We start from the raw sequence: 15,580 nt of genomic DNA on the forward strand, positions 1-15,580 counted from the left end.
CAATTTATAAAATCTTAAACTATTTTTCTTTTAACAACTGAAAGCTGCAACATATCAAATGCAGTTTTAAGTGCACTTGCAAGCGATGCTTTCGTAATAATTCCTGTAAGGTCAATTCCTAAATGTACTACTGTCTGCGCAATTTCCGGACGAATACCGCTTATGATACATTCAGCTCCCATTAATCGGGTTGCGCTTACAGTTTTAATAAGATGCTGCGCCACCAGAGAATCTACCGCCGGAACACCAGAAATATCAAGAATAGCAATAGAACTTCCAGTATCTACAATTTGCTGTAATAAATTTTCCATTACAATCTGTGTTCTCGAACTGTCTAAAGTTCCAATAATCGGCAGGGCAACTACACCTTCCCAAACCGTGATAACCGGAGTCGAAATTTCGCTTATTTCATCCACTTGTCTGGATATTATATCTTCTCTTCCTCGCATAAAAGCTTCGAAAGTCAAAATGGTCATATTATCCAAAGCAGCATTTAGCTGCAGGTTTGCATCATAAAGCTGTGTCGGGTCTTTTATTAATTCAGAAAGAATTTTAGAAGATGCTTCTTTGAATGTGATTAAGTATTGTGCATTTTCTCTTGGCGAAAATCCACGTTTTCCTCGTGAAGAAGCTATTCCAACTATAAGATCCTCTACTTTTTCAAATTCCTGAGAATCCTGGATTTTACCTTCAGAAATGGCAGCGGCTTTTAAAAACAGAGAAGCAAACTCTTTTGACTCTTCTTCTTCTACTGCTCCGTCATCAGATCCACTATCGATTAAAAGTTGAGACCATATGGTTAATAATTTGTTTTCGTGCTCTTTTAAGCCACTTAATAAGTTTTGCATGAGGATAAAATTTGGATTTGTTCTTAAACAAATATAGGTTTTTAATTCGGATGATGAGAAAAGAATTACTAAAACGAAAGAAACAAAAAATTTAACATATTATGTTAAAAACAAATAATCATATAAAAACAATACATAATTTTGTTAAAATTTAGATGATACTAATAAAAAAAAGAGACAGCCCGCTTAGGACTGTCTCTTTTCATTATATAATCGAATTCGGACTAATTTTCAACCATTTATGTATGTTTTAATTAATAATAAATATGTAAAATAATATTAGATTTAGAGCTGTCAATAATCTTTTCTAATTTTTTAAAAAAAGCTTCACTAACCATTGGACATCCGTGGCTGTTTGAAATGTAATAATCTTGCTCTTCATTTGGAACTGCTGAATACGAATGCAATACAATTGCCCTTTTTGCCGCGTTACTGTTCGTTTCATCTAAACCAGATAATTTATACGATTTTCCAAACATTCCTTTATAAGATTTACCAACTGTATATTTTCCTAAAGAGGTACATTTAGAATTGGGTTCATTGCTAAACTTTAATTCTCCCCTAACATTGGTTTCAGAACCAAAACCGTTTGCAACTAAACCTTGATCTACAATTTCATCTTTTTCTAAATCGTAAACAAAGAATCTGTTTTTACCCGATTTAATTCTCATATCAATAAAGAAGGCAATTTTTGTATTGTAAGCGGCATTTTTTTTAATCATCGCTTTTACATCCGAAAGTTCTGTATTAAGTCTCTCCATTTCCGGGCTTAATGGCGGAGTATCATTTTTAACCTCTACAGGATTTCCAAAAAAACTAATTGTAAAAAACAAAAAAATTAAGCTGTATATTTTCATGACAAGTATTTTTAATTGAATGCAAAGTCTAAAGTTTTCATTAATTTGATTTGTTTTATTTTTAATCAAACTAACGAAGCAAAATTAGTCTGCATTAAATCAAAAAAAGGTATCTAAAAGTCTGAAGAGCAATAAAATAAGATTTATTTTTCTATTGCTTTATTTTTCAATTAAATAGTAAAAGTTACAATGATTTCGGTACCTTCGCCCGGTTTAGATTTTACTTCGAAGTTTCCTTTTAAAGAGTTGGTTCTCTCTTTTATATTAGATAAGCCAATTCCTCTTTTTGCTGTATTGATATCAAAGCCCACACCGTCATCAATAATCGATAATTGCAAAACATCTTTATCAATTAAATCAATTTTTACCTCGACTTTTAAGGCTTGGGCATATTTATGAATATTTAAAAGCGCTTCCTGAATAATACGATAAAAGTTTATTTTATAAATATTCTGAACCTGCTCCCACTCAAATCTTTCATCAACAAAATAATTAAACTGAGTTTTACTGATCTCGTTTTGACTTTTAATTAAATTGGATAAAAGTGTATTAAAATCATTGCTTTCTAAAAAAGAATCCTGATTCAAATCATGCGAAATGGTTCTGATTTCATTTTCGATATTCTGCAATTCGAATATATACTGCTTTCTTTTTTCTATCGTTTTTTCATCTGATTTAGAATTAAAAAATCCTAAATTCATCCTTACGCCATACACCTTATTCATTACACCATCGTGAAGTTCTCTTGCAATTTTATTCTTTTCTTCTTCTTTTGCGGCGTTAATTATATTTTGCTGTTCGCTCAAAAGCTGATAGATTTCATCGCTGTCACTTTGCTGCTGCTTTACAAATCGTAATTCTTTGTTTTTATATTTTAAATAAATAGCTACCGAAATTGCCGACAAGACTAAAAACAATGCAAAAGAAAAAATTAAAATATAAAAGTTCTTTTTAGTCAAAACCTTATTTTCATCTTCAACTTTTACGGTTTCATATTCAATTCTGGCATATTTATTCTTCGTTCTGCTTTGAATACTGTTTATGCTGTCGCTTATGGCAATATATTGATTGGCATAAAACAATCTTTTTCTGCTGTCTATTCGGGTAAGCAGTTTTAGTGTATTTAAAGTCTCGTTAGTGTTTTTTAATTTGATGGAAACGGTATAAGCTTCCTGCAGCGTTTTTAAGGATTTTAAAGAATCTTTTTGCGTTAGATAAAATTCTCCTAAATGGATCTTTTTATACATAACATCAGAAGTATAGCCCAGACTGTCAACAATTTTTAAAGACTCTAAAAACATTGATTCAACATTTTTAAATTCTTTATTTTTCATTTTAGAATAAGCCAGATTAGACAAAACAATGGCATAAAACCGAGGCCAGTTCTTTCTTAGATTTTTAGTCAGCAAAGGTTTTAATTCTTTAATTGATTTAGAATAATCGCCTTTTAAATCATATAAATTGCAAATATTAATTACAGATGAAATATTGAAGTTATTTACTTCATCACTATCTGTATTGTTTTTTTTCATTGCCTTTAAATTTCTCAACGCCAGTTGATGGTATTTTAAAGCCTGATCGTACATAAACAATTTTTCTAAACAATTCCCCATTAAGGTATTGCACGAATACAGCAATCTTATATTATCTGAATCTTTTAAATATTCGAGACCTTTAGTTAATTCTACCTCACACTCTACATAATTACCGTCATAAAAAAGAACATATGCTTTATTAAAATACATTTGTCCTAACTTGTCGTAGTCGTGAATCTTTAAATAAATTTTTTGAGCCTGCAGATAATAATAGTAAGCACTGTCTTTTTGGGAACTTTCGTAGCAGTCACCAATAAAATAAAGAGACTTTGCTATTCTGGAACTATCTTTTTCTTCTCTGGATAATTTTAAAGCAGTTAAGCTGGATGAATGTGATTTTTTAATATTATTCAGGTAATAATATTCTTCTCCTGCTTTTAAGTATAAATTTCTAACAACAGAGTCATTTTTTTGATGCTTTAAATTATCAACAAGCGAATCTAAATATTTCTCTTTTGCTGTTCCTGAAATTTTATTAAAATATTCCGCATCAAAAGTATTTTGGTTTTGATTTCTAATTTTTAATTCATCCCTCCTATGATAAAACACTAATAAAATTACTATTGCTAATAGAAGTATTGGAATATATATTTTCGACTTAAACCTCAAAATGATACTTTATAAATTAAATTCAAATATATCATAAATAAAGAAGACTATAATACTTCAATACCAGTATTATAGTCTTCAGTAAATAAGGTCGAACATGTTTTATTTGATTTTTGGATTTAGCGGATCTCCATCTGGAGCACTCAATTGTAAATTATAGCTGATTTTTAAAGAATCAACAGTTTTGGAGTTAACAGTTTCATCTTTGCTGATTTGATCATTTAGCTTTTTTTTTTCGGTTGAATTAAAATCTTGGTTGTCAAGATCATCAGTTGTGCAAGATAAATTCATCATTAAAACTGATGCAAAAAGAATACGAATTACTTTACTTTTCATGGTATGTTATTTTTATGTTTTTGCAAAAAAACATCCAAAAAAGTTGCATATTTTACGGAAAATCCGTAAGATTGTTTAATTTTGTTTAAATTTTACGATAATGTCACTTAATATTTTAATTGTTGATGATCATCCTATGACGGTAGACAGTTATGTCAACCTTCTGTCTGACGATTGCTTTGATACAGTTGAACCAACCTTCCTAAAAAAATACAATTGCGAGACTGCTTATAAAAAAATAATGCTGCTCGAAAAACAAAATACCAAACTGGATTTTGCAATTCTGGATGTTAATCTGCCGCCTTATGAAGAATTCAATATTACCGATGGTATTGATTTGGCTATAACGATTAGGAAAGTACTTCCTACATGCAAAATTCTATTGCTGACAATGCATACCGAAGCCTTCATCGTAAACAGAATTATAAAAACTATTGCACCCGACGGGTTTATATCAAAAAGTGAAGTTAATTTTGAATCTTTCCCTACTATTTGTCAAAAAATTCTAAAAGGAGAAATAATTTACAGCGATGAGATCGTGAAGTCTCAGAAGAAATTAACGCACAGAAACTTAAATTGGGACGAATACGACAGCCAGATTTTAATTCTTTTATCTCAAGGCGTTAAAACGGTTAATATTCCAAATCATATTCCGCTTTCAATGAGTTCAATTGAAAAACGAAAAGCAAATATTAAAAGCCATTTATTATTAGAAAAAGGCGGCGATACTGAGCTTATTAATAAAGCGAGACAGTTAGGCCTAATATAAAAATAAAAAAGGCAGATGAAAATTGTTTCATCTGCCTTTTTTATTTTAGTTATGAGTTATGAATTATAAGTTATAAATTATATCCACTAACTCATAATTCATAATTCACAATTAATTACCATCCTTTCACAGCACCGCCTTTAAACTCACGTTCAGCTGCAGCTTCAACTTCTGGAGATTGAAAAGCCTGTAAAAACTGTTTTACCTTTTCATCGTTTTTATTGTCCTCACGACTAACAACCAAGTTTACATAAGGAGAATCTTTATCTTCAACAAACAAGGCATCACGAGATGGAACCAATCCAGCTGCAGAAGCAAAAGTATTATTGATAATCGCAATTGAAACATTTGCATCGTCTAAAGCACGAGGCAATTGAGGCGCTTCTAACTCTAATATTTTTAAGTTTTTAGGATTACTTACTATATCTGTTACTTTAGGCAATAAACCAACGCCTTCTTTCAATTTCAATAGACCATTTTTCTGTAAAAGCAATAAAGAACGTCCGCCGTTTGTTGGATCATTTGGAATAATAATCGTGCTTTCGTTTTTCAATTCAGAAAGGTTTTTTATTTTCTTCGAATAAGCCGCAATCGGATAAACGAATGTATTTCCGATAATCGCCAACTTATAACCACGTTGCTTAGATTGTTCATCTAAATAAGGTTTATGCTGAAAAGCATTCGCATCAATATCTCCTTGGCTTAAAGCTTCATTTGGAATTACATAATCGTTGAAAGAAACCAATTCAACTTCTAGTCCGAATTTTTCTTTGGCTACTTTTTTAGCAGCTTCTGCAACTTTTAATTCCGGCCCGGAAGCCACACCGACTTTTATAAAATGCGGATCGTTGTTTTTACTTTTTCCACAATTAACTAAAACTAATGATAAAGCTAAAATTCCGGCTGTTTTCAAGAAATTTATTTTCATGACAATTCTATTTTTAATTTTTAATTCCTATTTTTTAATTGATAATTATCTGTGGTCAAAATGTTTCGATAACCTGTCTCCAATAAACTGAATCAGGAAAACCAGAATAACCAATAATGCCAAAACCGAATTCATTGTTACGGCATCATAACCAATATATCCATATTGATAACCAACCTGCCCTAAACCGCCCGCGCCAACTGCGCCACCCATTGCAGAATAACCCACAAGAGTGATTAAAGTAATCGATGCTGCGTTTATTAATGATGGTAAAGCTTCTGGAAGTAATACTTTATATACGATTTGTAAAGGAGTTGCTCCTAAAGCTCTTGCGGCTTCAATTAATCCTGATGGCAGTCCCAATAAACTGTTTTCAACTAAACGAGCAATAAACGGTGCCGCACCAATACTTAACGGAACCAAAGCAGCGCTTACACCAATCGAAGTTCCAACAATAGCACGTGTAAACGGAATCATCCAAACGATTAAAATAATGAATGGAATAGAACGAAAAACGTTTACAATAACCGATAAAGTTCTGTTTAAAACCGGTTGATCCAGTATTTGATTTTTTCGGGTAAGAAAAAGTAAAACTCCCGTTGGAAGTCCGATTAGAAAACCGAAAAAGCCAGACACAAATGTCATAACAATCGTTTCCCAGGTTCCATTTAATAATAAAGCGATAATAGAATCAGACATAACCTATGATTTCTGTTTTAATATGTTTTGAAATAAAATATTGAATGGCAGCGTCGTAATTTTCGCGTTTTCCAGATAATTCGATCAGCATAACGCCAAAGTTTAGATCTCCAGCCTGATCCATTTGCGCGCTCACAATTTTGAAGTTGGTATCAAACAATCTTGAAACCTCTGAAATAACAGGCTCATTTACCGATTTTCCGGTCATTTCAAGCTTTAATAATGGATTTAAGCTTCCGTTATCTACCTTTTGTAATTTCTCCTGATAAACGTCTGGAATTTCTAAATGAAGAGACGAAGCAATAAACTCTTTTGTTAATTCATGTTTTGGATCGGCAAAAATTTCGCCTACACTTCCCTGCTCGATTAATTTTCCGTGGCTGATAACCGCAACTTCATCACAAATCGATTTAACGACTTCCATTTGGTGCGTAATCAATAAAACAGTAATATTTAAACGACGGTTAATGTCTTTCAATAAATTTAAAATTGAACGTGTTGTTGCCGGATCTAATGCGCTTGTCGCTTCATCACACAGCAAAACTTTTGGATTATTTGCCAAAGTTCTCGCAATCGCAACTCTTTGTTTTTGTCCGCCGGAAAGACTTGCCGGATAATCGTTTGCTTTTTCGGCCAAGCCAACTAATTGCAATAATTCTAAAACACGAGTTTTAATTGCAGTTTTTGGAGTTCCAATCAATTCAAGTGGAAAAGCCACGTTATCAAAAACTGTTCTCGAAGAAAGCAGGTTAAAATGCTGAAAAATCATCCCGATTTGTCTTCTTTCAATCGCCAATTGAGCATTCGACATTTGCATCAATGGTTTTCCACTAACAAAAATTTCTCCCGAAGTTGGTCTTTCTAAAAGATTTACACATCGAATCAATGTGCTTTTTCCAGCTCCCGAAGTTCCGATTACACCAAAAATTTTCCCCTGCGGAACCCTAAGCGAAACATCATCTAAAGCAGAAACGATTCTGTCCTTTTGATGAAAAGTTTTGGTAACGTTTTTTAATTCAATCATTTGTTCAATTCAAGTTTAAAAACAAAAAAGCCTTTCATAATTATTTGAAAGGCTTTTTGAAATAAATAATATCATTTTATATATAAGCCAAATCTATCATAAAGCATCCCAGCACATCATGCTGCAGCTATAATAATTATTCATTTTCTGGCTATTATTTCTCATTGTTGCTGCAAATTTAAACAGATAATTTTAATTTTAGTATAAAAACCATTAAAACTTTTATTAACCTATCAAAATAGTAGATTACTATAACGGTTTCTTTGATTTATCTTAAATAATTGCCACAGATTAAAGGATTAAAATGATTTTTTTTCGCCACGAATTCACGAATTTTTTATTGAGAATTCGTGGCGAAAAAACATCTAAATTTTCATGATTAACTTTTTTCCTTCCGTTTTATTTTCACGGAGTATTGTATGGGCATTTTTAACCGTATTTACTTCTAAATCTCCAACTATTAAAATAGCCGGTGCTGTAATCTTTTGCTGCTCCAAAAGTAATCTTAACTCATTCAATCCGTTTTTATAATAATCGTAACGTTTTTCAAGTCCGTAGGCGTAATTGGAAATGTTTAAAATTGCTGCACCTTTTGAAAAAAGAATTCCTCGCGATTCCGGAGTAGAAAAATTCGTTACATCAACATAAATTCCATTGGTTTTTAAAAGTTTTGCTGCAATTTCTGCAACATTGTTTCCAACTAAATCAACTGCAATATCAAAGCTTTTATTTCCGTTTAAAGAAAGTGCGGTTGCATAAATTTCTTCTTTTTTATAGTTGATGATTTGTTTGGGTTTTACACCGAGATCAAGTAAAGCTGAAATACTGTTTTCATTTCCGGCTGTAACCACAAAATTTTGAAAACCATTTGCTATCAATATTTTGACAAATAAATTGCCTACTCCACCTGCAGCGCCTGTAATTAGTATGGAATCAGAAAAACTGGCATTGATACGTTTAAAAGCTTGCAAAGCTGTTAATCCTGCTGAAGGAATTGCTGCCGCTTCTTCAAAAGAAATATTAGAAGGTTTATGCACCGCAATTGCTTCGGGAGCACAAATATATTCGGCGTAAGTTCCGTTAGACCCCATACTTCCTGATCCACAGAAAACAGCATCACCAATTTTAAAATCAGTTACATTTTTACCAATTGCCGATACAATCCCTGAAAACTCCCGACCCAGAATTGGAGAGTGCAAAAGCTTTCTTTCAGACCCGTCTTCTGTCATTTGATAATCAATCGGATTAAAACCTGAAGCTTTAATTTTTACCTGAATCTGATGATCTAAGGGCTGTGGAATTTCAACATCTTCTAATTGAAATTCCCGGTTTTCCTGTAATACAATTGCTTTCATTTTTATTGCTTTATTATACAAAAGTATAGCTGTTTAATTTTTTAAACACATAGAAACATAGTTTTTCTTTGTGGTAAAGGCGTTTCACTTGTTTAAACAAACATAGCTAGTCAGTATTTGTCATTCCGAGGAACGAGGAATCGCACTCGTAATTCGTCAAAGATTGGCAACATTCTGTACGGAGTTTCTTGTGCGATTCCTCGTTCCTCGGAATGACAAACAAACTTTTTAAATTTCCTTTGTTTAAACAACCATACCTATGTGTGAGAAACTAGTTTCTTTTTATCAACTTTTATCGAAACTAAAAAATCTATGTTTCTATGTGTTTAAATATTTAATCTAACTTAAACCATTCATTTACTTCTTCAGCTATAGTTTCTTTAATTTCAGGATTTTCAAATTCATTTGTTACTGAATTATATTCATAATCTTTCTGCCATTTTTTATAATGTAAAGCAACTTGTTCAATTGCATCGCAAATAAAATTAAGTTCATCATTTGTCGTAATTGGATGCAATGACAAACGCACCCAGCCCGGTTTATTACTTTGGTTTCTTTCTAGAAGTTCATTCGTAATTTGTGCCGATTTCTTTTCGTTTATATTGAACAAATAATGCGCATAAGTACTTGCACATGACCAGCCTCCACGAACCTGAATTCCGAAACGGTCATTTAAAAGTCTTACGATTAAATTATAGTGAATATCTTCGATTATAAAAGAAACACAGCCGATTCTTTCTGTTTTTAAATCTCCTAAAATAGACAAACCTTTTATTTTTTGGAGTCTCGAAAAACAAAGAGCAAGCAGTTCTTTTTCTCTGTTTTTGATGTTTGTCACTCCCATTTTATCTTTTAATTCTAAAGCTAAAGCAGCTCTTATAACTTGTAGAAAGCCTGGTGTCCCGCCATCTTCTCTAACTTCTATGTCCTCGCTATAACAATATCTGCCTAACGGATTGGTCCATTTTACATTTCCGCCGCCCGGATTATCGGGAAACTCAGATTGGTATAATTTTTCATTAAAAACCAAAACACCGCAAGTTCCCGGTCCGCCTAAGAATTTATGCGGGGAAAAGAAAATAGCATCTAATTGCTGTTCCGGATCTTTTGGGTGCATGTCGATTTTGACATACGGTGCCGAAGCTGCAAAATCAACAAAACAAAGTCCGCCGTTTTGATGCATGATTTTGGCCAATTCATGATAAGGCGTAATAATTCCTGTGACATTGGAACAAGCCGTAAACGAGCCTATTTTTAAGCTTCTGTGAGCGTATTTTTTAATTTCTTCAGAAAGAATTTTGGGATCGACTAAATTATTTTCGTCTGGAGGTAAAATCACAACATCGGCATTAGTTTCATACCACGAAACCTGATTCGAATGATGCTCCATATGCGTAATAAAAACAACTGGTTTGTCATTTTCATACTCTTTTCGCAAACGCATAATACGATGTAATTTTGATAAAGCGGCCGTCATTCCCGTTCCGGTTGTCACCAAAACATCAGATTCATTTGCATTTACTGATTTCTTAATGATATCTCTCGCATATTGATAAGCATGCGTTGAAGTCTTTCCTGTCTGACTAGAAAGTGAATGTGTATTGGCAATCATTGGACCAATTTTATTGAGCATAATATCCTCAATTGGAGCGTATAATCTTCCGCTGGCAACCCAATCTGCATAAAGCAGGTTTTGCTTTCCGTAAACGGATTTAAAGCGGTGATCTACTCCTATTGTATTTTCTCTAAATTTAGAGAAGTAACACTCCAATTCAATTGGTTCTGTTGTTGTCTCAATAGCATTCATTTCCTTTATCATTTTAATTAACTAAATTTATTATTGATTGCTTTTTTAAACACATAGGAACATAGTTTTTCTTTGTGGTAAAAGGCGTTTCACTTGTTTTAACTAATCCCGATAGCTATCGGGACTATGTGTGAAAATATAGATTTTTTCAAATCTCTTTTATTTAGAATATAATCTATGTTTCTATGTGTTTAAATAAATTAATTTGCCTGCCCTAAAAGTGATTTAAGTGTAGTCTGCAATTCTTCTCCGTGAAGATTTTTTGCTACGATTATTCCTTTTGAATCCACTAAATAGTTCCCAGGAATGGCTCTTACTCCATATAATTTAGCAATGGCACTGTTCCAGAAAAGTAAATCAGATACATGAGTCCATGTTAAATTGTCATCCTGAATTCCTTTAATCCAGTTTTCTTTCTTTTTATCTAAAGAAACACCTACGATATTAAATCCTTTGTCGTGATATTCTTTGTAAGCCGCCACGATATTTGGGTTTTCTCTACGGCAAGGTCCGCACCATGAAGCCCAAAAATCAACTAAAGTGTAACCGTTTAAATTTTCTGAAAGACGAACTGGTTTACCTTGCGGATCATTAGCAGTAAAATCTGGGGCTTTTTTACCAACCGCTAATCCGTCTAAAACAGTAACCAGTTCTTTTAGTTCTTTCACGTAAGTAGTACTTTGCAGACTTTTATCAAGCAAAGCAATGTTTTGAGTAATTTGTTCCGGCGTTAATCTATACGACCAGTTTCTGTATAATACATAAGCCGAAACTATAGATTTAGGATTTTCTGTAATGAATTTACTGATTTCTACATCTTTTGATTTTTTATAGGCATCGAATAAATTCTGAGATTCAGAACCTTCAACTACAGAGCTTGTATAATATTTCTTTGGACTTAATTTTACTGTAATTGGTGTTTTTTCAAGGAAAATATATAATGGAGAATCTTCTGTGTTTACGCTTAAACCGTATAATTCTGGAGTTTTTACTTTAGTTTTAAAACTAAAACTTCCGTCTTTTACTTTTACCGAATCTATAGTGGTAAACATTTTATTGTGAAACTTTTGCAAATACACATATTGCGCAACAGTATCGACAACAGTTCCCTTCAATTGTAAATTATTTTCTTGTGCCTGAGTTTGTACAACTCCAAAAAATAAGGCGAAACCTAATAGTATTTTTTTCATTTTATTTTGATTTTAAGGTGATGATATGATTTTTATTATCGTTTAATATTGGGGCAAAAGAATTCCTTTAAGCCAATTTATAAAGGGCTTTAGCAAATAGTATTTAAAAAGAAATAAGAGTGAGTTTAATGCTTTCGCATTCGGAAACCAGCAAGACTATATTCTTCGAAGATTGAATTCAAAAGTTCGTCACTGTCGTGTAAAAAATGTAGTTTGGTTTTCATTTTAAAAAATAAATAATTTCAACAATGATGATCTTATTCAGATTTAAACAAATCTTCTTATCTGTCCCGCAAGGCAGGAAGGATTTAGCACCTTATTCGGTAACAGGTTGCTAAGACTTCACAGGGCCTACTCCCTCAGTCTTTCTGGATAAGTATCATTCAGAGTTTTTCTGTGACACAAATATATATATTAATTCTACAGGATTAGTAGTATTTAAATTTATTTTTTTTGAATTTTATTTAAAAAACATTTTACACATAATACAAATTACTGATATTTAACGAATTAAAATAGAATAAAAATTTTAATAATTTATCATTTTATAATGGAAATTCATACGTTTTACGGAATAAAATTCGGGAATTCTATTTTTTTACTGTAGAAAAAGCATAAAAAAACTCATTCCGTTTTTGAAATGAGTTTGTATTAAAGCTGAACAATATAATTTTTTAGTGTTCCGCAGTTATGATCAACATCAAAAAAAAGCTGGTCGTTCGAAATACCAGACCATCGTTTAAAATTGAAAATTCCATAAAGACTAAATCTATTTATTTTTTTTAATAAATCATCTTTGGAGAGCTTTTCTTTTAATTCGGCAATCAATAAAAAACTAAACAAGGCGAATAATTCATAAAATACAGCTTCATTTTCTATAAAATGATCTTTATTCAGAACAACAAAATATTCTTTATAAGTAACTTTTTTGTTTTGAATAAAAATATGTTCTTTAAGTAATTTAATATTTTTATCAATTGATTTTTCATAAGCCGAATCTCCTAAATATATTTTATAACCTTTATTTTCAGAAGATAAAACCAATAGAATATAATCTGAATTAATACCGTCTTTTTTGAAAAAATATTCTTTTCTTTTCAAGAACTTTTCTAATTCTAAAACCTTGAAGTCACATTTTATCAAAGAATGGTTTTTATCCTTTCCTATTTTTGCCGATTCAATTTTAATATTCTTCTTTAACTTCATTTAAAAATTATTGATTTGAAATTACAGTGATTTTCTCCAAAGCTTGTTAATTAAAACAACCTAAAGTTAAGATTTTAATCCATCAAAATACGCTGTAGTTTCTTCAATCAATGAATGCATCAATTCTTTCGCTTTTGTATATTTTAAAATGGGCGAAATTTGTCCTCCCCAAAATAATATCATATCCCATTTTTGCTGATCGAGTGCCGCTTTTCGTAATGGAGAAATAAAAGTAGTCTGCAATGGAAAAGGCAGAATATTCGATTCTTTTCCAATTATATCTTTAGCAATTCGGCTTGTAATTCCGCGTCCAAGTCTTCCAGTATAGGCGCGTGAAAGCGTTGTATATTTTGCGGCGTCAGAAAATAACATTTCTCTGTGGATAGGCAATGCATTCGATTCATCGACAGCTAAAAAAGCCGTTCCTATTTGGGCTGCACTTGCACCTAAAGTTAAGGCCGCAGCGACACCTTTTCCGTCGGCAATTCCGCCAGCTGCGATAATTGGTGTTTTTATTTTTTCACGCATTAACTGCAATAAAACAAAAGTTCCGGTAACAGATGCTTCGGCGTTGGTTAAAAAAGAAGGTCGGTGTCCGCCAGCTTCAAAACCCGAAGCGATAATCATATCAACTCCTTTACTTTCCAGAAAAATAGCTTCATCAAGCGTCGTAGCTGCGCCAACAGTAACAATTCCTAATCTTCTTAACTGCTCTAAAACATCATCCGAAGGAACGCCAAACATAAAACTGAAAACCTTTGGTTTAACATCTAAAATAACTTGCAACTGATTTTCGAATCTCGATTGAAATGGCGCTGGTTTTTCCGGTAACGGAATTCCTAATTCGTCATAATAGGGTTTAAAAACTGCTTTTGTTTTTTCAAATTGTTCATCGGTTAAACCGCCATCGGGAATATCATGATCTGAAACCCAAAGATTAATGTTATACGGCTTATCTGTAGCTGCTTTTATTTGTTTATCAACTTCGTAAATTTCCTGCGGACTTAAAGTGTAAGCGCCGTAACCGCCCAATCCGCCAAGATTAGAAACCGTTGCTGTTAATTCTACCGTTGATAAATTGCCCCCAAAAGGGCCTTGCAAAATTGGGTAATCAATTCCTAACAGTTGCTTAGCTTTTGTATTGTACCACATTGCTTCAAATTTTAAATTATTTGCTGGTATCGGTCAACATTTTATTGACGATAAGCCATTTACCATTAATCTTATGGAAAGATAAAAAATCCCTATAATTAAAGTCGTACATTTTAACATTTAATTCCGCTACAGCGATAGAATTTACAACGCTTATATGCAAAATTTCACCTTTAAAAGGTTTTCCTGAATCTTTTGGGCTTTGTCTGTTTTTAACGCCGTCTAAATACAAATCAACGGTTTTAAAATAGGGTTGTCCGTTTATATCTCCGAAAAGAAATGTTCCGGGTTGAAAAATACTGCCAAGCAAGATTTCATCACCTTCATAAATACCTTTAAAATAAAAGTTTTCTATTGCATCAGTAATGGCCTGAATTTCTATTTGATTTTCCATTTTACTAGTATTTTGAGCTTTTATGCCCTGAAAACTCCAGAGCATAAAAGCAGTTAATAATATAGTTTTCACCTTAATTTAAATTGTGTCCTGCACCTTTTCCACCATCAACGTTGATGATTGATCCGGTAATAAAATTGCTTTTAGCAACTGTGTAGACCATTTCAGAAACATCGTCGATCTCTCCTACTCTGTTTAACAAATGTAAACCTGCACTTTGATCTGCGTTGTCTCCGTGCATTGGCGTACGAATTACTCCCGGAGCAACGGTATTGAAACGAATATTTTGTTTCCCAAATTCTGCTGCTAACTGAATTGTCAATGCGTGAATTGCACCTTTACTCGCAATTGGAGCCGAAGCCGGCCATCCGCCTAAACCATGATTTACAAGTGGAGTTCCAATATTGATTACAACACCGCCTTGTTGTTTCAGCATTTGCGGAAGCACTGATTGTGTAGTGAAATAAGTTCCTTTTAGGTTGGTTTTCAGAAATGTATCTAAATATGCTTCATCCACTTCTAAAAATGGTTTGCTGGCGAAAATCCCTGCGTTATTAACCAATACGTCTACAGAACCAAATTTTTCTAAAGCAATTTTAACCAATTGTTCTCCGGTTCTTTTATCACTTACGTCTCCTGCAAACATTGCAAGGTTTTCGCCTGCGCCAAATTCGTTGAAAGTTTTTTCTAATGAAGCTGCTGTAACTGAGTTTATAACCACATTATCGCCTCTGTCTAAGAAATATTTAGCGATTCCTTTTCCGATACCAGAAGCTGCTCCGGTAACGATTATTGTTTGTTTTTTCATGAT

15 protein-coding genes and 1 riboswitch are annotated in these 15,580 nt (G+C 32.6%); of the genes, 1 reads left to right on the forward strand and 14 read right to left on the reverse strand.

Annotated features, from left to right (window positions below; genetic code table 11):
* Window positions 1-14 precede the first annotated feature (14 nt).
* The 4 genes from B3C18_RS14815 to B3C18_RS14830 all read right to left on the reverse strand — a co-directional run bounded on the left by B3C18_RS14815 (window position 15) and on the right by B3C18_RS14830 (window position 4,245).
* Window positions 15-848, reverse strand: a complete 834-nt coding sequence (locus B3C18_RS14815) for an STAS domain-containing protein (RefSeq protein ID WP_291148102.1) — start codon at window positions 846-848, stop codon at window positions 15-17.
* A gap of 254 nt (window positions 849-1,102) precedes the next feature.
* Window positions 1,103-1,705, reverse strand: a complete 603-nt coding sequence (locus tag B3C18_RS14820; protein WP_291148104.1) for a murein L,D-transpeptidase catalytic domain-containing protein — start codon at window positions 1,703-1,705, stop codon at window positions 1,103-1,105.
* A gap of 170 nt (window positions 1,706-1,875) precedes the next feature.
* On the reverse strand, window positions 1,876-3,909 hold the full coding sequence (locus B3C18_RS14825; RefSeq protein ID WP_291148106.1) for a tetratricopeptide repeat-containing sensor histidine kinase: 2,034 nt from the start codon (window positions 3,907-3,909) through the stop codon (window positions 1,876-1,878).
* A gap of 102 nt (window positions 3,910-4,011) precedes the next feature.
* A complete protein-coding gene (locus tag B3C18_RS14830; protein ID WP_291148108.1) occupies window positions 4,012-4,245 on the reverse strand; it encodes a hypothetical protein in 234 nt (77 codons plus the stop codon).
* 100 nt (window positions 4,246-4,345) lie between these two features.
* Between B3C18_RS14830 and B3C18_RS14835 the strand changes: the two genes are divergently transcribed.
* Window positions 4,346-5,014, forward strand: coding sequence for a response regulator (locus B3C18_RS14835; RefSeq protein ID WP_291148110.1), 669 nt, complete (start codon window positions 4,346-4,348; stop codon window positions 5,012-5,014).
* 115 nt (window positions 5,015-5,129) lie between these two features.
* Here the strand turns inward: B3C18_RS14835 and metQ are convergent, their stop codons facing one another.
* The 10 genes from metQ to B3C18_RS14885 form a co-directional block, all read right to left on the reverse strand.
* On the reverse strand, window positions 5,130-5,942 hold the full coding sequence (gene metQ / locus B3C18_RS14840; protein ID WP_291148112.1) for a methionine ABC transporter substrate-binding lipoprotein MetQ: 813 nt from the start codon (window positions 5,940-5,942) through the stop codon (window positions 5,130-5,132).
* A gap of 45 nt (window positions 5,943-5,987) precedes the next feature.
* Entirely contained in the window at window positions 5,988-6,641 is a 654-nt protein-coding gene (locus B3C18_RS14845) for a methionine ABC transporter permease MetI (RefSeq protein WP_053472747.1), read from the reverse strand.
* Window positions 6,634-7,665, reverse strand: a complete 1,032-nt coding sequence (gene metN / locus B3C18_RS14850) for a methionine ABC transporter ATP-binding protein MetN (protein ID WP_291148114.1) — start codon at window positions 7,663-7,665, stop codon at window positions 6,634-6,636. The genes B3C18_RS14845 and metN overlap by 8 nt, the downstream gene beginning before the upstream one ends.
* 365 nt (window positions 7,666-8,030) lie before the next feature.
* Window positions 8,031-9,020: an NADP-dependent oxidoreductase gene (locus B3C18_RS14855; RefSeq protein WP_291148116.1), complete on the reverse strand. Its 990-nt coding sequence runs from the start codon at window positions 9,018-9,020 to the stop codon at window positions 8,031-8,033.
* Window positions 9,021-9,354: 334 nt separating this feature from the next.
* Window positions 9,355-10,827: an aminotransferase class V-fold PLP-dependent enzyme gene (locus B3C18_RS14860; protein ID WP_291148118.1), complete on the reverse strand. Its 1,473-nt coding sequence runs from the start codon at window positions 10,825-10,827 to the stop codon at window positions 9,355-9,357.
* A 200-nt stretch (window positions 10,828-11,027) separates the two neighbouring features.
* Complete coding sequence (locus tag B3C18_RS14865) at window positions 11,028-12,017, reverse strand: TlpA disulfide reductase family protein (protein WP_291148120.1); 990 nt, start codon at window positions 12,015-12,017, stop codon at window positions 11,028-11,030.
* A 278-nt stretch (window positions 12,018-12,295) separates the two neighbouring features.
* A riboswitch (SAM riboswitch) is annotated at window positions 12,296-12,396 on the reverse strand.
* A 272-nt stretch (window positions 12,397-12,668) separates the two neighbouring features.
* A complete protein-coding gene (locus B3C18_RS14870) occupies window positions 12,669-13,223 on the reverse strand; it encodes a hypothetical protein (protein WP_291148122.1) in 555 nt (184 codons plus the stop codon).
* A gap of 66 nt (window positions 13,224-13,289) precedes the next feature.
* Window positions 13,290-14,375 (reverse strand): NAD(P)H-dependent flavin oxidoreductase, encoded by a 1,086-nt coding sequence (locus tag B3C18_RS14875; protein ID WP_291148124.1) that lies wholly within the window; start codon window positions 14,373-14,375, stop codon window positions 13,290-13,292.
* A gap of 16 nt (window positions 14,376-14,391) precedes the next feature.
* A complete protein-coding gene (locus B3C18_RS14880; protein WP_291148126.1) occupies window positions 14,392-14,769 on the reverse strand; it encodes a nuclear transport factor 2 family protein in 378 nt (125 codons plus the stop codon).
* Between the two features lie 73 nt (window positions 14,770-14,842).
* Window positions 14,843-15,577, reverse strand: coding sequence for an SDR family NAD(P)-dependent oxidoreductase (locus B3C18_RS14885; protein ID WP_291148128.1), 735 nt, complete (start codon window positions 15,575-15,577; stop codon window positions 14,843-14,845).
* Window positions 15,578-15,580: the final 3 nt, after the last annotated feature.

Source organism: Flavobacterium sp. UBA7680, assembly GCF_002482975.1.
GTDB lineage: Bacteria > Bacteroidota > Bacteroidia > Flavobacteriales > Flavobacteriaceae > Flavobacterium.